Source organism: Burkholderia sp. JPY481, from assembly GCF_038900515.1.
GTDB lineage: Bacteria > Pseudomonadota > Gammaproteobacteria > Burkholderiales > Burkholderiaceae > Paraburkholderia > Paraburkholderia youngii.
In genome coordinates, this window is record NZ_JAYMRT010000044.1 from 1 (window position 1) to 20,369 (window position 20,369).

Here is a 20,369-nt window from a genome sequence, read left to right on the forward strand (position 1 = left end):
TGGTTGCATCATTTCCGCCGTCTTCGCATCCGTTTTGAACGTCGAGCCGACATTCATGAGGCGTTTCTCAAACTCGGTTGTTCCTTGATCTGCTGGAACACGCTCAAGCGTGCCCAGCAGTCTTTATGAAACCGTTTCTAAGCCTAGTTAGGCGTCCGTCCAGGTCCTTGAGGGAAGACGGTCGGTTCTGTTGCAGTAAGGGTGTCGGGACGAGAAATGTCGATATGGTAACTATTGCTTATGACACAAGGGAGTAAAACTGCTGGGAAGTAGACGACAGGTCTTTGCCCGCACATTTCACCTGTCCTTTCCTGATCATGTGCATTACCTCGATGCCGCCGAGAATGACCCTCGGACGGTGGAAGTTCTTGAATCCCAGCATCGGCCGGGTCCGGCGTTTGATAGCCCGATGGTTCTGTTCGACAATGTTGTTCAGGTACTTGATCTGGCGGACCTTGGTCGGCGTCTCGCGATCGGCATTTACCGCATCCAGTGCGGCCAGATTGGAACCGCTTTTGTCGATGGTCACGGTCTCTGTCGTACCAATCGCTCGGATGGGCTCGGGATTCCGACCCGGTGGAGCCGTCCAGCTTCTGATTCGGTCCATGTGCGCCAGCACTGCCGCCACCGCGGCAGTGGGAACGACTGGACAGCGCAACGGACACAACGGAAAACGGAAAACTGGAACAGACGCATGTCGAGGTATCTGGAACTGAAGGCTGAACTTGCAACGTTGAACCTCATCGTCGGTCAGGCGACGCGAGACGCGCCGGAACAGTGCCGTTTGGGTTCGCGCATGAACCTGTTCCACAATCAAATCCAGCGTCGAGAATGCCGGCAGTTCGACCTGCTGCTGGATCAGGCTGTCGATGGTGGCATTGATGATGTCCACCGGCTGGTCCAACATCTCCGCGGCCTCGTGCGCTGCACGCACCGCGATTTCGTTGGCATCCGTACCGTAATAGGACTGGATACCAAGAACTCCCGGATCGCCGCGTAGTGACGAAATAACGAGGATGACCTGGCCCTGTCGTAGCCAAATTCAACATCTGAACCGAAGTCCGCGCTCGTCCGGATGTGCTGGACTACGGCGTCGGGAACGACATCGAGGAACGGAAAGTAGTGCAGCTGCTGGAAAACCTTCAGCAGGACCAGCAGCCCCAATCGCGAAGACTGGCCACGCGCGTTGCGACGCACCCACTCCGGCTCTTCGACGTCCGGCGTATAGCAGGCTTGCAATTCGGCAGCCGAAAAGACCTTGGGGAAGCGCGGATACGAGCGTCGACCTGAACGAAGAACTGCAGAACGAGTTCGGCGGGAAGTATCCGGATGACCTGATCAACGATGTGGCCAACGACACGGAAGTGGACGAAGGCCCGTGGGGTGATGAAAGCCTTGCATTGGACATCGACGACGCCGAACCTGAGACGCCATCTATGGGCGCCTAAGCGAACAGCCAGTCACCATGCCGTGACTGGCTTTTTTGATCGTCGATCTCTGGCAGCGGAACGGGCTAGAGGTCGTCCAGATCTGCATTCGCTTTCTGCAAGGCGGCTTCGTATCGAGAGCGCTTCTCTTCCAACTGGTGTTTCTGTTCGCTAAGGTATCTGTCGCGGTCCAAGCCGGACTGGAGGCGTGGCAACGCCGGCAGGTTTGCGTGGTTGCGAAGGCGTGTTGCCAGTGACGATATCTCCAAGCCGAGCAGCGCATAGTCATGTTGGCGGGCCCAAAAGGTATCCGCATGGTCAGGAGGATTGTCGAACTCCGAGACGTTGCTGATGCGATGCTCGAGGGTTTCAATCTGATAGGGGAGGTTGAGTATCGGATACATCAGATCGGCAGGCAGAGATTTCCAGTCGACGTCGATAGCGAGTGGATCAAATTTCGGCCGGTCTACGGTTGGCTCATGAACGCCGCCTTCGCCCGCAGGTTGGCCATACGATGTACCGTCGTCCCCCACGACATTCACGCAGCCATCGATAAAGCGATCCAGATGGGCCACAACTAGTATCGCGAGGTAGTTGGCTGCCTTCTCGTTACTGGCAGCGTCGCGAGAGAGTTCCCGGTTGGAAGTCAGAAAGCCGCCTAGCGCCACGCCTGCAAGGCCTGAGACTGCCGTAATAACGTTTGGAACGAAGGAGGTCCACTCTGTCGGCATGAAGTTATCTGGTGAAATGAACGGACTTTGATTTTACGTTCGCATTTGGTCAACGCGCATTGGACCGGACCGCCATCAGGATACTCAACGCCGCGACCTCTGCTATCAGCCGTCGGCGGCGGGCGCTCGCCATATAATGCGCTGAAGACGACTAATCACTTGAGAGCCCACCGGTGCACGATGATTACACTAAACGGCGACAAGGAACTGATTCGGGTCGGGAGTTGGGAGGATATTCAGGCGCGTCCCGATTTCGACGGCCAACTCGATCCTGCCGCTCATGAGTTGGCGGCGATCATTGGCAGCTATGTCTTTCCCGACTACATTGCCTGCGGCCTGTCAAACTGCCGTACGAAGCACGGCCGCGGTTATCTCGTAGCGACGAAGGACGCACGCGTAACGAACATTGGGAAGGACTGCGGAGCGCGTTACTTTGGTGTTGATTTCGAAGACATGTCCTGGCAGTTCGACAAGGATATAGCTGCCAAGGAGAATCGGGAGCGCCTCTGGAGTTTTGCTTTCCGGATCGATACCGTTTCGGTGACGTTGCTCGAATCCGCAAAGGGGAGGGAAGCAACCCGGGAGCAGACTTGCTTTACAAGCGCTCGCGTGCTCTGCCCAATCATAACCACGGCTGTCCAGACGTCGTTGTTCGCCGCGTCATTCAAATGTCGAAAACTGGCGTATCCGAAGTGATGACACAACGCGAAGCGACGGACGCTGAGATTGCCCGTGCGGAGGCTGCGATCGGTCGTCGTCTCAATCGTCCTCGCTATCTCGAAGAAAGCGCCGGTCACGTCGGCTATCTTGACGCCTTAAACCCCGAAAATGACCTTCGGGAAATGCTTGTGTTTGACTTAGATGAAAATCTTAAGGCTTTTTCGCGACTAGACATCGATCAGCTCTCGCACGTCCAACTGCGGCACTGGGCTAAATGGGCGGGCGGCGTTGATGGCGTGCTGGAACGGGCTGAGGCAATCGTCTCCAAGTACCGTGAGCTTCTGCGGCCAGCGAATCTTGCGGCCTTCGGCGTCCTGTTGTCGGGATACGCAGAAGAATCGCAGTTCAATGCGTTCCTGAAATCGCTTGGCGAAAAATAGAGCTTGCGATGATCTCCCCGCAGGGTACCGACCTGGTGCGCTCGATCGGTCCGACGAACCAACCGGCCCAGATTCGGGCTGCGACTCAGTTCGAAGAATATTTTGAACGAAGCCTGATTGGAGCGTCACTGCATCATCGCTCCGAGATTTTTGGTCGCGATGCCATCGAACGGCGTAAAAGGTGCAGCGATTTTTTGACTGGCCGAGATGAGATGACGCGCGTCGAGCGCAATCAAAACGGACGCTATATCTCTTCAAACAGTCGGACCATTTAGCGAGGCTTGACAAGCGGATGCTGCTCGCGGGCGTGGAGAACCTGTACGACGATTACCGCGTCAGCTGCGACACGGTAGACGACGATATAGTTGGGGTGGGCAACGATCTCCCGGTACCCGGCACGCGGCCGGCTCGGAAAATGTAGGGGTGTTCGGACGCCGGGACCACGGCGTCGATAACCTGATCGAGGAGCTGTTCAGCTGCGCGTGGACTACGGAGAGCGATGAACGCCATCCGTTCCTCAAGTTCTTCGATCGCTTTTTCAGTCCAGTGGATCGGCAGCATCAGGCCGCGCGGCCTTTAGCTTGATCAATGGCGCGCCGGATGCGCGCGACTGCCTCGTCGTGCGGTACAGTCGGACGCGGATCGGCGAGCGCTTCCTCGACCTTGGCGCGGAACCAACGGTCGTGCGCTTGCGCTTCCTCTTCGGTCGCGAACTGCGATTCAGCGGAAGTTAGTGGTGTGTTCATGTGATTCAGTATAATGGAGTTTGTGTGAGGGTGTGTTCTGTCCCGTTTTAGTCAGGGCTTACCGATTGCATGCTGGTCGCGGGCTATTTCTCGCCGATCCAGTTAGCTCGGGGCTGAAGCGAGCTAAGCATCCCGTCCGTGAAGTCTGCCTGCATTCCGGCTTCCTCGAAAGCCCTTTCCCAGTCACCCAGTTGATTCACGTGTTTGCTGTCAGTGTTCACCCAAACGCCGGCCACGTTTGACCCTATCGACGTCCGTTGCACAATCGACCATAGTTGACATAATTGTTTATTATTATCGATAATTACGTATTTTATTAATTCATAATGCTAAGCTTAACTAGGCCTATTACCTTGCCCGACTGCGCGCCAAGGGCAAGCTTGCGGTCGGACCATTAATGGTTTAAATTCGGTCTTACTTGTATATCTCCCGGAGCCTTGGATGCATCTCGGCGATCATGTCAAGCCAATCAGTTACCTCAAAAGTGAAGCGGCGCAAATTGTCAAAGACCTGACTGAGTCGGGGGAGCCGCTCATCATCACGCAGAACGGCGAAGCGAAGCTCGTCGTTCAGGATGTGCGAACCTATGAATCGACGCAGCAGACCCTTGCGCTCCTGAAAATCCTGGCTGTCGGCCAGAAACAGATCGAACGCGGGGATCACGTCGATGGCGATGAGTTCTTTGCGGAACTCAATGAGCTCGATCGTCAGGAAAAGCTCCGCTGATGGTGGCACCGCTGCTGAAATACCGCATCCTCCCGACCGCGCGGATCGGCATGGACGAACTCAGAAGCTATGTCGTCCGCACATTCGGATGGGAAACATGGCGTCAGACATCGGCGCAACTGCAGGAAACGATCACGCAGGTTCGGCAGTTTCCCGCTAGCGGCCATACGCCTACCGAACTCGAGGGCTTTTTCGAGGACGGTTTCCGGCAGGCCCTTTCTGGCAAGAATCGGATCATTTATCAGGTCCGCGACGATACTATTTTCATTCATCTCGTGGTGGACGTGCGACGCGACCTGCCCTCCCTTCTTCAGAGAATCGCGCTTCGCTTGATGTAATGGGCACCGACCGCATCTTTGCGTTCATGCCGCAGCGCCGCGTTGATACTCCGGCGCACACTGCTTCAACTTTCGATCTCTGAGCGAGGCCGCTTATGCGGCGCTGCAGAGCATTCCCGCAAGAAAACGCCTCGGTATTTAATGCTATCCGCTCGTTTCCCGACTGCATGCTCCTGATCGAAGGCACGGCTGCATGTCCCGACACTAAGGCGTTGCATCGCGAGCGTCTGCGGTCGAGCGAAAAGCACATAGCGAATCTGGTGCGACACCGGGCGCGTCTTGTCGAAACGCTCAACGAAGGTCGTGCGTCTTCCATGGATTAGTGGGCGTTTTTCAACTTCCGCTGCGTGCACGACCGTGTGCATACGTTCACCCGACCGCTTCCCTACGAAGCGATCCGCGGTGGCAAGCGCCGAAATCGGGGTGTTCGTCCTTTTCGTGCTTGTATGGACCCGACGCCTTTTGCAAGCCTCTTTTTCGTGATGTCGAAACGGTCTGCATGCATGTATCCGAGTTATGCCCGCGTCGAGCCATCAGCTCTTGAAGCCAGATGCTCTGAGGATCCGTTTTTTTCGGTGCATAGCGCAGAACAGCCCGAGCACCATGAATGAGCAAGGTCCGCAGGTATGTGTCGCCGCGTCGGCTGATGCCGTGCAGGCGAGGCTTGCCGCCAGACGAATACTGTCGAGGCACGAGGCCGAGCCAGGCGGACAGATGCCGGCCGTTGCGAAACTGCCTGGCATCGCCGACCGCGGCGACAACGGCCGTGGCGGTAATCGGGCCAATACCAGGGATCTCGGCGATCTTCCTGCAGAGCGCGGATTTCTTCATGAACGTCTGGATGGATGCCTCGATGAGATGAACACGTTCCTCTATGGCGCGCATGTGCTGCAGAAGTTCGGTGAGCAGAGTCTGGCAAAAGGAGGTCAGTTCATCTGCGCTCGTGCGCAGCAATTCCGGTATCGCGCGCCTGAAGGCTTCCGGTGAGCGCGCAATAGCCAGCCCCCGTTCGCCGAGCAGGCCACGTATCTGGTTGATCAGCGCGGTACGATGACGCAGCAGAATTGCGCGCATGCGATGTGCTGCCTGGATATCCTGCTGCTCGACAGATTTGATCGTCACCAAGCGCATCGTGGGCCGGCTGGCAGCCTCGACGATCGCCTCCGCATCATTGCGGTCGTTCTTGTTTGTCTTGACGAACGGCGCAACATACCGATTCACCGCGATTGAGCAGCGTATGCATTTCACGCCGGAATTCAATGTTGCTGAAGTAGTCGCACAGGAAAAGCGTGCGCAGTAACCTACCGAGGTGGTCGGCTGGCCGGTACACCGGGTCGCCCTGCGCCAGGCTTCCGAACCGCTGCACGGCGACCATTGCGCTCACGCGCCCCGCATGAATTGATGCAACTGGGCGCAGCAGTTCCTTCCAGCCGTCACGAATCGCCTTGATGGAGATCTCATGGGCGACGACCGCTGTCAGCCCCTCGGGCGCTGCCATGGCTCTCGGCAGATACAGTTTGCGTTCCGAGAGGTTGCGCAAACGCGGGCAGAGATCAAAACCGAGCAGCTTCGACACCGCCATCCCTACGTTCGTGTATCCGTGCGTGTCTACTGAAAGACGCAGCAGTCCACCGTCGTCATGGTTCTCGTTGTGACGGATCACGCCCTCGATCGCCACGCCAGCCTGGCGTTCGTTCAGCACGATGGGCTGGTTATAGACATTGCCGTGCTGATCCAGCACGTGCGTGTACATGCCTACCGCGTGGGTGCGACGTCGCGGATCGACCCGCGCATAAAACAGGTGCGGTGACGTGTCCAGACTCATGGGGTTGCTCGATGCCCGCCTTCCGTTACCCCAGAGTTCAGTAATCGGATGCGTGCGCTGGAATTCAACCACGCGGTCGTTTGCACGCGGCAGCCGACCGGGCATTTCAAGGAAGCGCATTGCCGTTGAAATGTGCGCCGCGTCCAGTTGCGGGATCATGGCGGCGACGCTGCTCACGTCCAGTTCTGTGCCGTGGGCGATCAACGCGGCGGACAGCGAGACGAGTTCGTTCGTATCGCGCGCCCTTGCGTGACCGGAGCACTCCACTGAAGCGAGTGTGAGCGTCCATCTCCATAATCATGTCGGCGAACGGCGCGTTGCCGATCTCGCTGAATATCAGATCGCGTGCGTGTTTCGGTATGTCATCGGTCGACAACGCTTCGATCGCCGACAGGTGAATTGCGCCGTCCGTGCCAATGACACGCGGCCTGCCTCGCGTGCCTCCTCGAGCGCGGCCAGGCCTGCCTTGAGTCGTTCCCTCAACCGTTCGAGAAACGGCTCCGCGGTTCCCGGCAATCCGAGCGATGCCAAGTAGAGGTCACGTTCGCTTTCCCATTGCGTGGGTGGAATCAGCAACTGGTCGCGTTCTTGGAACGACAGGCTGTGGTTGATCCAGACCCACCCACGGCGCAGCCCCTTGTGCAGACCTGTGATTGCCTAGGCCTCAAGTGCCCGCAACGCGCGCGCCCGATCGTCACCCTGGACGAGATCGTGCCATGCGCAACTGACCGGCACATTACAGTCGGGCGGCAATTCGGCCGCGCCACTGTCGTGCAGCGTGCCGACAAGATCGAGCTGTCGCAGACTGGGTTCCGCGTCGCGTTCCACGAAGCCGAGCTCCCGTAACGGCGCCAGCAGATTCCGGATGCGGTGGTGATCGTCGGTGAGCGTTTCACGTACGCTGGCGGCGTGACTTGCCGGGGGCCTGTCTACGAGGTGCTCAAGCAGCTTGTCCCTATCGTCGAGACGCTCTTGCGTCGCACGCTCGCTATCGTGAACCAGCGTCCTTATCGCGACCAGTTGCTGCCGGTATTCGATAGCAGAGCGTGCCTGTCGGACCGTCGTGCGGTCGTAAGCCTGCCGGACGAGGTCGGATACGCGGCGCCCTGTTTGGTAGAGTAGCGCGTCCGTCAGCTCGAGCAGCGTGACGCGCAGGAAGAAGATCAGCTCGATGGTGCGGGTCGATGCCTTGAGTTCGCGGACCTTGCAGGACGGCGAGCCTGGATGCGCTGCGTATGCACGCTGCTTTTCAATTGGCACGGCGTCGAGTAGCCACGTATGCGCGCCGAGTTCCTTGAGGAAGCGAACCTTTGCGAGAGTTTCGGTGAGCGTTATGGGGTTGTGTCGCGCCGTTGAGCCATTCGAGGACTCTCATGCCGGAGCTCCCGTGCTGCGCGGAGAGGACAGCATCGGCGTGCATCAACTGCGTTTCCGTGACCGTTGCCTCGATAAGTGCTCGCAGACTGTGTTCAACGTTCGACCAGATCGAACGGCCGGAATCGCGCAGCTTCCGCTCTGCGGGTGTCAGAATGCGGCGCTCATACAGCCAGCAATGGGCGTGGTGAAGCAGTTCGTCGAGCGCGAGCGCTTCGGCGGCGTCCTGTCGCATCCACGCTTCCAGTTCCGTCCAGTGCTTCGGTCCGGTGGAAGTGATGCCGAGATATTCGCAGGTCCAGAGTTGATGCTCGTACAGTGTCTTATAGCGTTGATAGAGCGTGCGGAGGTAGGCGATCGTCGGGGTGGGCAGGCTGAGCCGCTCGCCGGCATGCCGCAATAACTGGCGCGGCAGTGTGCCGACATGATCGAGAGTGTGACCACTGGCACGCAGAAAGACCAACTGGATCGCAACGCCGGCACGTTGACCGCGCCGAAAACGCTCTTTGACCGCGGCAACGTCGCTGTCAGTCAACGCGAAGTAGCGCTCCACGTCGAATTCCGACAGTCGGGCGGGCAAGCGATCTTGTCCCACATAGCAAACTCCAAGATCTGGCATCTGCGCCTCCCGACTACGGCGCGCGATCCGTAATCGCGCGCAGATATGCTATCGCAGATACTGTTGGGACCTCCTGACAAGAGCCAGGGCCGACGGCAGCCATATAAATAAAGGCTCTGTGGAGAAACCGCCATACAAGCACGAAAAGGACGGATACCCCGAGTTCATCAAGCGCTCGAACCGTTTCGCCTCGCCTGCGGAACGGTCGTGGCTTTCATGCTCTTGGGCAGAGACAAAACAGATGAAGGTCTCAATCAGCATGAGGTGTTCGCTGTCTGCGTCATCAGGGATCCATGCATTTTTCTCTATCCCTGTGAGGTTGTCGTAAGCGTGTGGGCATTCCTTGCAATTACCCATATCTTTGCCGCGAAACCTGGTAACCTGGCATACGTCACGTTCCATGTGTAAGCGAGATGGCCGGCAAGCGACGGGCGGATGATCGGTCGTGGATGAATCTTGGAGTCCAGGGAAGCGAATTCCAGGACACACGGTTGCGCCGTCGCTTCGCAACGCTGCTGGAAAAGCTCTGGGACGGCATGGGGCAGACTATTCCGTTCGCATGTCAGGACTGGGCTTCTACCAAGGCCGCGTACAGGTTTCTGTCGAACGACCGCGTCAGCGAACACGATATCCTGAGCGGGCATTTCCAGGCCAGCGCCGAACGTGTGAAGGCCACCGATGGACCAGTGCTTATCCTGCAGGACACGACCGCATTCTCGTACCAGCGCGAGCGTCCCGAACTCATCGGCTACACGGGCAAGACGAGCCTGCGCACAGGGAAGAATGGCATGGGCCCGCGACGACCGCTCACGCAATGCGACATCCTGATGCATTCGAGTCTTGCTGTTACTGCCGATGGATTGCCACTTGGCCTGGCGGCGGTGAAGTTCTGGACGAGAAAGCGGTTCAAGAGGGCTTCGGAGCTCAAGCGCCATATCAATCCCACGCGCGTACCGATTGAGGAAAAGGAAAGCTGGCGATGGCTGGAGAATATGCGCCAGTCGACCGAGCTTCTCGACGATCCTGTGCGTTGCATTCACATCGGCGATCGGGAAAGCGACATTTACGAGCTGTTTTGCACCGCATACGATCTTTGCACCCACTTCCTTGTGCGTGCCTGCGTTGACAGGCTCGCGGGAGACGGTCAGCACACGATCTCCAAAGCCATGCAGCATGGTTCAGGTCAAGGGGCTCCGCCGCGTCGAGCTTCGCGACGCGAAAGGCCGTCCGATGACCGCGACGCTCGAACTGCGCTACCAGCCTATGACCGTTCTGCCGCCCATCGGCAAGCAGAACCCTTACCGTGCGCCACAGCTAACAGTCCTGCACGCACAGGAACGCGATCCGCCGCCCGGGCGTGCCCGCATCGAATGGAAGCTGATCACCAACCTGCCGGTCCGCTCTCGTGCAGAGGCAATCGAAAAGCTCGACTGGTACGCAATGCGCTGGAAGATCGAGACCTTCCACAAAATCCTGAAATCGGGCTGCAAAGCCGAGGAGTCCCGGCTTCGTACAGCCGAGCGGCTAACGAATCTGATCGCAATCTTCTGCATTCTGAGCTGGCGCATATTCTGGATTACCATGCTCGGCCGATCGGCGCCGCAGGCCGGCGCCGAACTCGCGTTCACGCACACCGAAATCGAACTGCTTGAACACATCGTTCACGATACGCCCCACAACGCGCAAGCTCCGCCGCTCGTGCGCAACGTTATCAGGCTCGCTCAGCTCGGGGGTTACCTTGCGCGCGCCAACGACCCTCCGCCGGGCAATACCGTAATGTGGCGCGGGATCCGACGTCTGACAGAGATTCAGATCGGCTAGGAGCTTGCGCTAAAAAGAAGTGGGTAATTGCAAGGTGGGCATCAACTCACGCCTCAGTTGCATTTGCGCGCTGAGGCCCCGTGTGCTCTTCAAAACTAGATAGGGCCGAACGAATCGAGTCATACCACTTTGGAATTTGCGAGATTTGCGTGCCGAAGTGCAGGCAGTTCTCGCGCGCTCTTCTCGCCATCCCCTCGTAATCACTATAGTTGGTCGCAAGCCGACGCATCACCTCTGCCGCTTTGGCCTCGATGTCCGGTTCCTCTAGGACAATTCCATTCAGCCCATTTACGACTTGCCTTTTCAGACCAAAAGCGGACGACACTACGGCGGGTCTACCCCGGAACAGAGCCTCCGTCGTCGTCAGCCCGAAACCCTCTTCGCGAGACAATTGAAATATGCCATGAGCATTCTGTTGAAGTCGGCCGACAATCTCTGCATTTGCGTCGTTGTCCTTCATCGAGATGCAGGCCAGATACAAATGTTGCTGTACTTCCGTTGGCAACTGGTCACGTAGTGCCAGGCACTTCTCGAAATACGTCCGTCCTTCCGGATCGTCAGCGACATCCAGAGGGTCGGGTCCTGCTATCACGAGGCGTATCGTATTTTCCTCGTCGGATGCCGCACGCACAAAACGGATAAAAGCGGTGATGATCCGGTCGATGCCTTTGAGGCTATCCCATCTGGAAACGTGCAGAAAATACCGCCAACCGAGGATTTGCTGAAGCGATGGCGTAGGTCCCGATTTGCGGCCATTAAACGAAACTGAATTTTCCAGCTTCTGGTCTGCCGGCCCTTCATAGTTGCGATTCTTGGCGGAGAACGGACTGATCGATGGCTGGATGATATCAATCGGTTGAGGTGTATCGAAGACGTATTCGCTGTCGCTCAGGACAATACGCTGGAATGGGCCGAGGTATTCCCCGAGAAGTGCCCATATCCTGTCGACCGTCGGGGTGCGTTCTGGATAGCCGATGTGGCATCGCCAGATGGCTGGGTGCGGATGAGAATCCAGGAATTGCGAAGCAGCACAAAGTGGCTGTGGGTCATGGATGACCAGTAGGTCATTAGGTCCGATGATTGCTTCCAGTTCCGCTGCACCCTGCCTCGAAACATCGAGATAGTGCGGCAACAGGTCATCGAGACCGGCTACTGCGGTATTATGAAGAGAATTGTGAACGCCTTTGGTGAACTGGAAAAACTGCTCCTTGTTCGGTTTAAAAGTGAGCCAGCGAACATCGAAACCAAGTTCCCGGAGGAGGCATATATGGTGTGGAAGCATTTCGGCGACGCCACCACCAAACGCGGTGGAATTGACTTGCCAGATGCAACGATCACCGACCCTGTCGCGCATTGTGCCCGACGAACGCAACAGTTCATTGACACGTCCCTCATAGTCTGCCTGCTGTGCAACGTAGTGCTCAAGGACAGAGCCGCGTATCAACACCTCATCAAACAGTGGTGTGCGGTATTCCGTTGATATTTTCATCTTGTCGTCCTTTCGGCCCGGAAAGCGGAGGCCGGCGTCAGATTAGAAAGGTCATCTCGCGAAAATCCTCAATCCAGCCCCTGATGTCGGGGTGGCCGCTGGCATTAGGTCCGACGCCTACGCAGTCGCAACCAGCAGTGGTTGCCGCTTCAATTCCGGCTCTGGAGTCCTCAAAAACCAAGCACCGTTCCGGGGCAATCTGCAACGTCCGCAACAGCACTTGATAGGGTTCCGGATTCGGCTTTCCCTGCCTTACGTCCTCAGCGGCAATCATGATTCTTGGGCGGGAGATTCCGGCCGCCTTGAGGCGGGCAAGAGCCGAGACCCGTGACGAAGAGGTGACGATAGATCGCCTCCCAGCGGTGAGCGAGCTATAGAACTCGGCGGCGCCTGCGATTGGTCGGAGCAGATCCATCACCTGGACCTCATAGTCTGCGATGCGGGCCGCTTCTCGTTCCGGCGAGAGCCCGGGAGAGATTGACGCAACTAGTTCTATATCCCGGCGCGCGGCAGACATCCGCAACACACACTCCGGAGAGAGCCGTTCCTCCCCTGCCCATCGACGGAGAGCGTTTTCAACTACAGCCGCTGAATCCACAAGGACACCGTCCAGGTCGAAGGCAAAGTGATCGTAATCGTTGAGATCGATTTCGTTCATGGCAATATGAGTAGGAATCGAAACAATAGAAAAAGTTGGTGATTGCAATTTTTGTCGCGTCTTTCCTAGACTTCGCCCTCTAGTATCACGCCCAATAATGCTTGTTCGACAGACATGCCTTTTCTGTCGTGCGGAATGCCTCCATGCAGTATTCGACCATCGAAGCATCGGTGAACGGTGTCGTCATATCTTCGGCCCTGCAATAGTCTGCGAGTGCCAGATCCAGTGCTGGTTCCAACGCCTCGAAAAAGGCCTCATTCATAGAAGCATTGCTCATGTATGTTGCCGGGTATCCGACATAGATGCCATGCTGCAGACACTTTTGTGCGAACGCTTTTCCATGTTTTTCAGACGGCAGAACGATATCGAACATGCTGTCGCTTCCCAGAACGCGAGCAGGTATTTTGCTACGCTCGAATGCGGTCTGGAATAACCTCTTGAGTGCGGAACCACTTTCGGCGAGACGGGCCACAATGCCCGCTTCTTCAAATATTTCCTGTGTCAGGTTGCCGGCCACGAAGGCCCGGTTCTCGCGCAGATAGGTATGGCCAAGATATGCGGTGTCGGCCCCCGTCATGGCCTCGTCGGTGCCGACAACTGCGGAAAGGCCGATGCCTTGCGCGATTCCCTTGGCCAAGGTAATGAGGTCGGCTTTTACACCGTGTTTTTGGCAGTAGCCACCCGAAGCATAACGGAGCCCGCAAAGGACTTCATCGACGATCAGCAGTGCTCCATGCAGCTTTGCCAGTCTGGAGATTTCATGAAGCAATGCAGCGGGAAAGATCGAAGGTTCAGGTGTGAAGAAAATGCCCGCGACTCGCCCCCTGTTCATGACCAGTTGCTGCTCAAGGAGATCGAGGTCATATCGGAAATCCTGGATGTGGTGGTCCCTAGCGGGTGGATTGTCCGACCAAGGGGGCTGCTGAAAGAGGTCGTGCCATCCATGGAAGCCAGCCGTCAGGAGGACCGGCCGGCCAGTTCGATACCGGGCGATCCGAACCGCCGCTTCCGTTGCGCAGGACCCCGTCCTCAGAAAAAACACTCTCGGCGTCTCAGGGAACATCTTCGAGATTTTTCCGACCAGCCTCAGGCGTTGCAGACTCACCGGCGATGGAAGAATGTCGGTTTCCTTCTCCATTGCCCGTGCGAGCCTTGCGTTGAATACTGTGTCATTGCTGCCGAGAGGCGAAGCCCCGCTACAGGATGTCATATCCAGATACATCTTGCCGTTGATATCTTCCGCCACCGCGCCATTGGCGGAGCGGAAAATGATTGACGATCTGGTTTCGCGTTCCCATTCGGCGAGATGTCCGGTCACTTCAGGATTAAGCATCTTGAGTTCCCCTTTACTCGAGTGAAAGGGCCATTCGTCTCGCGTTGGCCATGATCGTGTGTGTCGGATTGCTGTTTCCCGCGAAATTCATCACGGAGCCATCCATGACGTGGATGTTCGAGAACCCGTGAACACTGCCAAGGCGGTCCACAACTGAAGTGGTGGGATCCTGTCCGGCGCGCATCGTGCCGTGCAGGTGGGAACTGCCTTTTGAGTGTGCAAGCGGCTCGCGCTTGATGCGTAGCGCTCCAATGTGTCGCAGAATGTCATCCGCGCGATCAGCGAGAAAGCCAATTCGTGCACGGTCGTTTGCCGAGCTTTTGTATTCGAAACGAATATACTGGACCCCGTATCGGTCAATGGCCCTGTCAAGCACTACGCGATTGTGCGACCACGGTTCTTCACCGGCCATATAGTGCAGGCGCAAAAGACCGACGTTTTCCTCCGGCGTGGGTAAATTCGCTTCATAGATGAGACCGCCGAATTTGTGTGGTACGTCACAGTGCTCGTAGAACTCGTCGGTATAGACGGTCGCATGGGGGCCCCAGTGAGAAGCCAGAGCACTGGAGCCGTGATCCGGTCGCTCCATGTACCCGACAGAGTAGCCGCTAATCTTGAATGAGAGGCCCCGCCCGACGAGGCCGGATTCGTTGCCTATCCCCTTGGGGGCATGCTCACTTTTTGACCGGAGCATCAGTGCCGCCGTCTGTATCGCGTTTGCGCAGACGATGACCCTTTCGACTGAAATCCGGATCCGCTCAGATGATAGTGGCACGTAGCACTCAAGAGCTTCAGCTTGACCGTCGTTCCGAAGCTCGATCCGGTTGACGAAGCAGCCATACAGAACCGAGATCGATCCGGTCAGGGCAGAGTCATCCAGAATGCTTCGTGCGAGCACAGATGCTTTGGCATCCGTAGGGCATACCAGTTCATCGCAAGCTGAACACAGGGTGCACCCCATGCAAGTCCCTGGTGGCCGGATTGCCAGAGGGATATGGCGCGGTTTTATACCGAGTTCATGCATTGCAGTGGATAACATTACCCCACGAGGGCTGACTGGATATGTCGGAAATCCATTCGCCCCAGTGATCTCCAACAAGTGCTCGATCTCCGAGTAGTGGGGTTCGAGATCCCGGAGTGCGACGGGCCAATCAATCTCCAGGTCGGTCGTCAGATATTGAGAGGCCGAAAGATCTGCCTGCCGGTATCTGAGCGTGATCGCGTTGTAGAACTGCATCCCGCCGCCCACGCAACACGCCGTCCAGGGGTTGCCGTCAGCGGGTCGGCCGGACGAAGTGAGTGCCTTGCTGTAGGCCGCCTGATGCGGCCCGTACAAGGCGCCAGGGGAAACCAGGCCTCCATATTCCAGCACTGCCACGCGATATCCTTTCTCTGCAAGTGTTCGGGCGACGATCGATCCGGAGGGCCCAGAGCCGACGATAACCGCGTCGAACTTTGTGTAGTCGCAAGAGGTCGCTGCAATGTGTCTGATCTCTGTCACGAGCAACACTCTTCTTTTGAATGCGGGTTGGCGAGCCAGCAGGAGGTGTCCGCGACGACGGCCAGGAGCTGCTTCGTTCGGGCGACATAGCGCGGTACCGCGATGCCTGCGAGGTCGGTGGCCGGGTGGCGATAGCTGACGAACAGGCCATCGTAGTTGCGCCAGACCCAAAGGCACACCTCATCCGGATCGGTGCAGCGACTACGAAGCGCGACGGCTCGCCAAGTGTTCCAGTTGCGCGCGCCGGGGGCACGGCGAAGATCCATATACGAAATCATGAAGGGATCACGAAGGGGCTGGCCAAGGAGTTCCGCTACCCGGGGAAGGGGTATTTGGGCCAGTTCCTTGACTCCGTTGAGGCCTGCGACTGCCGAACGGACCGTCTCGGCAAAGGAGCTGGTTGCGCTCAGAGAGAAGGCGACCGGGCCCATACCGACGAACCATCCGATGGAGGATCTCCAGGGACCTGTTTGCGTGTGGAACGGGACCATCGTGCGAAATTCACCCGAGCCGGTGATTTCGTGGCCGACCTTCGCAAGGCAGCTAAGCAGTCCGGAGAATGTGGCACCGCCTGCTGCGCGACAGACCTGATCAAAGGTGCGCGCGGAGGACGCGTCGAGAAGTTCGGCGTGTCCTCCCGGCTGCGCGGTGGTGGGGTTGCCACTCTGAGCGCTAACTGGTTCAGGGAAAACTGGCAGGTGGCCGCCAACCTTGGTGACGAACTGTTGCCAGCTGATGACGGATTCGTGGTCGATGGTCAGTGCATCGGCTGCATTCCGTTCAGTCTCCGCAAAATCAAGGTAGCTGGCCGTAGGGGGTAGGGGGGGAGCGGGTTTGCTGTCGGAGCTGGCGAGTGCTGCAGCGTACAGGGTGTGGATCTCATGTGGGATCCCGAGAATGGAGTACCCGTCGATCAGGGTGTGATCGGCGACGACGCATACGGTGGTCGCGTCAGCGTTGCTGATGGTGGCGCAGATATATCCGGGCCAGCCGAGTGGGCCAATTTCGCGGTCGAACAGATTTTCGATATACTGCGCCAGCTTTCGGCTGTCGCGGAAGTTCGTCGCCTCACTGGGGTAGAAAGTCACGGTGCCGGGCGGCAGCGTCACGCGGAGTAGACGACTGTCGGGTGTGGAGCGAGCGGAAAACATCAGCTGACTGCGGAGCGTTTCGTGGCGATCTGTCCAGTTGCGCAATGCCGCAGCGAAGGCATCTGCATCAAGTCCAGCGGGCAGATCGAAAGCACACCCCAACCAGGACGGCGGCAGGGGGCCTTCACCTGCTGTGTCAAGTGCGTACCTGATCAAGGCCTCCTGAGCATGGGATGGTCGCCGCGAGTCGGCCGTCCATGGTGCTTCCGGCATGTGCGGGGCGCTGGCTCGCCAGACGATGAGATGGCCCGGAGACAAACTGAGTGAAGGTATATCAGTGAACATGATGATATGTCTTGCGTTACCTGCGAGGAGGAGCTTCGGCTACGAAAGTCGGCTCGGCATGTCCCTCCTGGAGCTGGGGTGTCCGCACTGTTCGCAGAGGAGACGTCAAAATCCACCCAGAGGACATCGCTATTAGAGCACCGCTGAACAGGAGCGTTGCCCGGGAACCCAGCAACGTTCCACAGGAGCCGCCCAGCAGGGCGCCGAAGGAAGCGAGGCCCCATACTATGGTGCGAATGGTTGCGTTCGCACGCCCATGCAACTCAGGTGGTGCTAGCATGAAGCGGATGGGCACCTGATGGACGTTGTACATCTGTTGACCGGTCCACAACAGGAACTGCGATAACCCGATTGCCAGCCAACCCGGCGCCGGACACATGGGTGCGAGCGCCGCGCCGACGGCGCTGGTGCAGAGAGCCGCAACCAGCACTCGGCCGAGTCCCAGTGCCCGCGCAGCCAGACGGGCGAGCAACGCGCCGACGGCGGATCCCAGGGCCGCGATGCCCATGACGGTGCCAATCGCGGTGGCCGTCAGTCTCAAGTCCTTGGTCAGGTACGGGAGAAAGACAGCCGAGTAGGCGCTGTAGAAAAAGATAAGCGTGCCCGTCGCAAAGGTAATTGCGCGCAGCCGGGAAGTACGCAGCACAAGCAGTGCGCCCTTTGTAGCTTCCGACAGGATACGACTGATGATGCTCCCGTCGACCGCGACGCCTCGGCGGTCCGCGCCGAGCAACGTGCTCCTCACCGGCCTCATTGATACCCAAGGGAGCAGCATCGTCACAAGGACGAACGACGCGACATCGGCGAGTATCGCGATCGCAGCGGAGAAGGTAGAGATCAGCCAGCCCGCGAGTGGCAGGCCGATTATCAGTGCCGCCGACTGTCCCAGCTCTAGTCTGCTTTGAGCTTGTACCAGTTGCGGCAGCCGCACAACGGTTGGTACGCAAGCAAGAAAGGCAACATCCGCGATCACCGTGGCCGTGCCTGCCACGGTGGCGACCATATACAGATGACGCGTGCTTACGTGGCCGACCAAGGAGGCGGCCAGCGGTACGGAGGCCAAGGTGAGTGCTATCGTCGTGTTCGCCGTCATTAGCAGCATCCGATGCGAGAACCGGTCGGTGAGGACCCCGGCGAGCAGCCCTAGTAGCAGGTAGGGCGCTCGTCCGCAGGCGAGCAATATCCCGGTCTCGAACGGGCTTGCGTTGTGAAGCTCGATCGCAGTCAGCGGAAGGGCAAGAAACGTCACTTGTGAGCCGAGAAGGGAGACCGTCTGGCCAGCGAGAAGCAGATAAAAGCTACAGGGCAGGCGGTGCCGGGGCGCATTGTGCGCCGCTATCATCTCGCGCTTCCTGAACGCGGCATCGACAGGTCGTAGCCCAGGTGTATCAGCTCTTTACCCGCGATCCGCTCAAACTCGGCAATTTCTCCCGGCGTGAGGTCGTGCAAATACCGTCCATGGCGCCCGGTGTGGAGAGGCTTGCTTGCGGCCTGCGCGGCGGGATGCCCCCAAGGTCTGTTGAACAGCGCGTGTTCGTGCGCCGCGTGGTTCAGGACCGCCTCGTCCCACTGCAGGTGAAGGTAGCCCAGCATTCGTTTGATGGTTTCGCGGGGGCGCGTGACCAGATCCTCGTACCGCGCCTCCAGATAGCGGCCGTCAGGCGCAGCCTGGCGGGGCCGGGTGACGACATCCAACCAGCCGTGTGCAGCCTGCGCGACAGTCCGGTAGCCCCATTCGGGGACTGTCTTCAAGTGGGACGCGGCCAGATCGCGGCCGTCGCGAATCATGTGAATGAAATGGGCCCGAGGCCAGATCGCTGCGTAAGTGCCGACGTCCAGTATCCTGCGCTGAAGCTTCATGCCCCATCGTCGGGCTCCCATCTGTTTGCGTCGGAATTCGCCAATGGAGTCGATGAGCCGACAACGGTCTTCCAGAGCCGACAGATCGGTTCCACGTTTGGTCATCAAGTCCACCACCAAGTTCCGCAAATCGTCGCGCTCGAGACCGAAACGTTCGCATTGCAAAACGAAATGCGCGCCGTCGTACCAGTCGGGGTCAACGGTGTCCTTCGTCGCACCGGCGAGCCGTGAGTCGCGGACGTCGATCATGTCGCACACAGCGAGGATATGCGGACCGAGGTCGACCGGTTCGGTGAAGTCAAGTTCTGGGCCAACGACCAAATCGCAGTGCGAGTCGAGAAGAACGCTGAGTAGAGTGGTGCCGGAACGATTCTCGCCGCCGAGCAGGACAGGATTAGAGGGCAGGGTGACAGGAGGGCAATCGGACACACACGGAATGGCGAAACCGGGCATGACATCTCCTCTGCAGGGGTGGACGTTATTGAATAGATTCGGCACGCGAACACGTTGAGGCTTCACACGAAAACACAGGGGCGCATGCCGCTGTAAACAATCAACATTCGGTTTGCTGCGTAGATTCTCGAATCCGATTCCATCGGAAGTACTCCGACGGCAAGAGCATTCATCCCTACCGCTTTCCTAGTCAAACTACCGCTGAAGCATTTACATTTACGCCGGCCGGCGGCGTGACCACGCCAGCGCGACTACTTTGACAAACCTGGACAAAGTGCCTGATCCTCCAGGGAAGATCCTTCCAACTAGTTTTCAGAGCGCTGATCTTTTGCCCCTTACCTAATCCCGAAAACCCACTGTGTGCACACAAGCAAGATCCAAGCTGCAGACCCTATGGATTGCGACCATCATGCCACCGATCGCCTATCACATTGATATAAAATGTTTTTTTGATGTCCGCGTGATTCTCTAATACCGCCGATTTTTTGAGGTTTTGAACCGGACCGGATTTGGTGGGCTCTGATGTGATGGACGACTCCCGCTACCGAGCGAGGGGTTTATGCCAAAGTGGAGAAGTCGTGACGTCCACGGCAAAGGAGCGTTCATCACGAATATAGCGACTGCTGGACTGGATCTGGCCAAGAGCGTGATGCAGGTTCACGCAGTGAATTCGCAAGGCGAAATCGTTGTACGCAAACAGCTAAGACGCGCGAATGTACTTCGGTATTTTGCTACGCTCGAACCGTGTGTAATCGGCATGGAAGCGTGCGCCTCGTCGCACTACTGGGGCCGTGAGCTCACCAAGTGTCACGGGGCGGCGTAATCGAGCCGGGGATGGGCGGCGTAATGGAGCCAGCAGAAACGGGGGTAAAGCGCAGATTCGAACGGGCTCAAGAATGCGGTTTTTTGCCCGGTTTGGCAACCGCGTTTTC

General features: G+C 58.0%; 17 protein-coding genes and 7 pseudogenes. 9 read left to right on the top strand and 15 right to left on the bottom strand.

Annotated features, from left to right (window positions below; all coding sequences use genetic code 11):
• A pseudogene (locus tag VSR82_RS38075) lies at nt 1-129 on the top strand (IS5/IS1182 family transposase); the annotation flags it as partial.
• A 109-nt stretch (nt 130-238) separates the two neighbouring features.
• Here VSR82_RS38075 and VSR82_RS38080 read toward each other — a convergent pair.
• The 3 genes and pseudogenes from VSR82_RS38080 to VSR82_RS38090 form a co-directional block, all read right to left on the bottom strand.
• A pseudogene (locus tag VSR82_RS38080) lies at nt 239-544 on the bottom strand (DDE-type integrase/transposase/recombinase); the annotation flags it as partial.
• A 195-nt stretch (nt 545-739) separates the two neighbouring features.
• Nucleotides 740-1,239: pseudogene (locus tag VSR82_RS38085) on the bottom strand (DUF4158 domain-containing protein); the annotation flags it as partial.
• Nucleotides 1,240-1,513: 274 nt separating this feature from the next.
• Nucleotides 1,514-2,158: a hypothetical protein gene (locus VSR82_RS38090; RefSeq protein ID WP_410853076.1), complete on the bottom strand. Its 645-nt coding sequence runs from the start codon at nt 2,156-2,158 to the stop codon at nt 1,514-1,516.
• Nucleotides 2,159-2,338: 180 nt separating this feature from the next.
• On the opposite strand from VSR82_RS38090, the gene VSR82_RS38095 reads away from it, so the two are divergent.
• Genes VSR82_RS38095 through VSR82_RS38105 form a run of 3 tightly spaced genes read left to right on the top strand, consistent with a single transcriptional unit; the run spans nt 2,339 to nt 3,533 of the window.
• Nucleotides 2,339-2,854: a hypothetical protein gene (locus VSR82_RS38095; protein ID WP_410853077.1), complete on the top strand. Its 516-nt coding sequence runs from the start codon at nt 2,339-2,341 to the stop codon at nt 2,852-2,854.
• Nucleotides 2,854-3,258 carry a hypothetical protein gene (locus VSR82_RS38100; protein ID WP_410853078.1) on the top strand — a complete coding sequence of 135 codons (405 nt, stop codon included), beginning with the start codon at nt 2,854-2,856 and terminating at the stop codon, nt 3,256-3,258. The genes VSR82_RS38095 and VSR82_RS38100 overlap by 1 nt, the downstream gene beginning before the upstream one ends.
• Nucleotides 3,259-3,266: 8 nt before the next feature.
• Complete coding sequence (locus tag VSR82_RS38105; RefSeq protein WP_410853079.1) at nt 3,267-3,533, top strand: hypothetical protein; 267 nt, start codon at nt 3,267-3,269, stop codon at nt 3,531-3,533.
• On the opposite strand, the gene VSR82_RS38110 is transcribed toward VSR82_RS38105, so the two are convergent.
• From VSR82_RS38110 to relB, 3 genes are read right to left on the bottom strand one after another with little or no spacing between them, the layout of a single operon-like run.
• Nucleotides 3,530-3,619 (bottom strand): hypothetical protein, encoded by a 90-nt coding sequence (locus tag VSR82_RS38110; protein WP_498858752.1) that lies wholly within the window; start codon nt 3,617-3,619, stop codon nt 3,530-3,532. The two genes, VSR82_RS38105 and VSR82_RS38110, sit on opposite strands and share 4 nt — an antisense overlap.
• Nucleotides 3,586-3,819, bottom strand: a complete 234-nt coding sequence (locus VSR82_RS38115) for a type II toxin-antitoxin system RelE/ParE family toxin (protein WP_498858743.1) — start codon at nt 3,817-3,819, stop codon at nt 3,586-3,588. The genes VSR82_RS38110 and VSR82_RS38115 overlap by 34 nt, the downstream gene beginning before the upstream one ends.
• Nucleotides 3,819-4,004 carry a type II toxin-antitoxin system RelB family antitoxin gene (gene relB, locus VSR82_RS38120; protein ID WP_129964392.1) on the bottom strand — a complete coding sequence of 62 codons (186 nt, stop codon included), beginning with the start codon at nt 4,002-4,004 and terminating at the stop codon, nt 3,819-3,821. The genes VSR82_RS38115 and relB overlap by 1 nt, the downstream gene beginning before the upstream one ends.
• Nucleotides 4,005-4,445: 441 nt before the next feature.
• Here relB and VSR82_RS38125 point away from each other — a divergent pair, with 441 nt between their 5' ends.
• Entirely contained in the window at nt 4,446-4,730 is a 285-nt protein-coding gene (locus VSR82_RS38125; protein WP_410853081.1) for a type II toxin-antitoxin system Phd/YefM family antitoxin, read from the top strand.
• Nucleotides 4,730-5,068, top strand: coding sequence for a type II toxin-antitoxin system RelE/ParE family toxin (locus VSR82_RS38130; protein ID WP_018435919.1), 339 nt, complete (start codon nt 4,730-4,732; stop codon nt 5,066-5,068). Before VSR82_RS38125 ends, VSR82_RS38130 begins: the two co-directional genes overlap by 1 nt.
• Before the next feature lie 513 nt (nt 5,069-5,581).
• On the opposite strand, the pseudogene VSR82_RS38135 reads toward VSR82_RS38130, so the two are convergent.
• Nucleotides 5,582-6,283: pseudogene (locus VSR82_RS38135) on the bottom strand (IS110 family RNA-guided transposase); the annotation flags it as partial.
• A pseudogene (locus tag VSR82_RS38140) lies at nt 6,279-8,886 on the bottom strand (Tn3 family transposase); the annotation flags it as partial. The pseudogenes VSR82_RS38140 and VSR82_RS38135, both read right to left, overlap by 5 nt.
• 449 nt (nt 8,887-9,335) lie before the next feature.
• Here VSR82_RS38140 and VSR82_RS38145 point away from each other — a divergent pair.
• Together VSR82_RS38145 and VSR82_RS38150 are read left to right on the top strand one after the other, a co-directional pair.
• Nucleotides 9,336-9,443 (top strand): annotated as a pseudogene (locus VSR82_RS38145) (transposase DNA-binding-containing protein); the annotation flags it as partial.
• A gap of 616 nt (nt 9,444-10,059) precedes the next feature.
• Nucleotides 10,060-10,707, top strand: a complete 648-nt coding sequence (locus VSR82_RS38150; RefSeq protein WP_498858744.1) for an IS4 family transposase — start codon at nt 10,060-10,062, stop codon at nt 10,705-10,707.
• A 46-nt stretch (nt 10,708-10,753) separates the two neighbouring features.
• Here the strand turns inward: VSR82_RS38150 and VSR82_RS38155 are convergent, their stop codons facing one another.
• The 7 genes from VSR82_RS38155 to VSR82_RS38185 all read right to left on the bottom strand — a co-directional run bounded on the left by VSR82_RS38155 (nt 10,754) and on the right by VSR82_RS38185 (nt 19,437).
• Nucleotides 10,754-12,196, bottom strand: a complete 1,443-nt coding sequence (locus VSR82_RS38155) for a glycosyltransferase (protein WP_498858745.1) — start codon at nt 12,194-12,196, stop codon at nt 10,754-10,756.
• Between the two features lie 37 nt (nt 12,197-12,233).
• Entirely contained in the window at nt 12,234-12,902 is a 669-nt protein-coding gene (locus VSR82_RS38160) for an HAD-IA family hydrolase (protein ID WP_498858746.1), read from the bottom strand.
• Nucleotides 12,903-12,939: 37 nt separating this feature from the next.
• Complete coding sequence (locus VSR82_RS38165) at nt 12,940-14,187, bottom strand: aminotransferase class III-fold pyridoxal phosphate-dependent enzyme (protein WP_498858747.1); 1,248 nt, start codon at nt 14,185-14,187, stop codon at nt 12,940-12,942.
• Nucleotides 14,188-14,200: 13 nt separating this feature from the next.
• A complete protein-coding gene (locus VSR82_RS38170) occupies nt 14,201-15,697 on the bottom strand; it encodes a GMC oxidoreductase (RefSeq protein WP_498858748.1) in 1,497 nt (498 codons plus the stop codon).
• Nucleotides 15,685-16,995: a condensation domain-containing protein gene (locus VSR82_RS38175; protein WP_498858749.1), complete on the bottom strand. Its 1,311-nt coding sequence runs from the start codon at nt 16,993-16,995 to the stop codon at nt 15,685-15,687. Before VSR82_RS38175 ends, VSR82_RS38170 begins: the two co-directional genes overlap by 13 nt.
• 145 nt (nt 16,996-17,140) lie before the next feature.
• On the bottom strand, nt 17,141-18,466 hold the full coding sequence (locus VSR82_RS38180; protein ID WP_498858750.1) for an MFS transporter: 1,326 nt from the start codon (nt 18,464-18,466) through the stop codon (nt 17,141-17,143).
• Nucleotides 18,463-19,437, bottom strand: coding sequence for a sulfotransferase family protein (locus VSR82_RS38185; protein WP_498858751.1), 975 nt, complete (start codon nt 19,435-19,437; stop codon nt 18,463-18,465). Before VSR82_RS38185 ends, VSR82_RS38180 begins: the two co-directional genes overlap by 4 nt.
• A 559-nt stretch (nt 19,438-19,996) precedes the next feature.
• Here VSR82_RS38185 and VSR82_RS38190 point away from each other — a divergent pair.
• Nucleotides 19,997-20,242, top strand: a pseudogene (locus tag VSR82_RS38190) (hypothetical protein); the annotation flags it as partial.
• Nucleotides 20,243-20,369 lie beyond the last annotated feature (127 nt).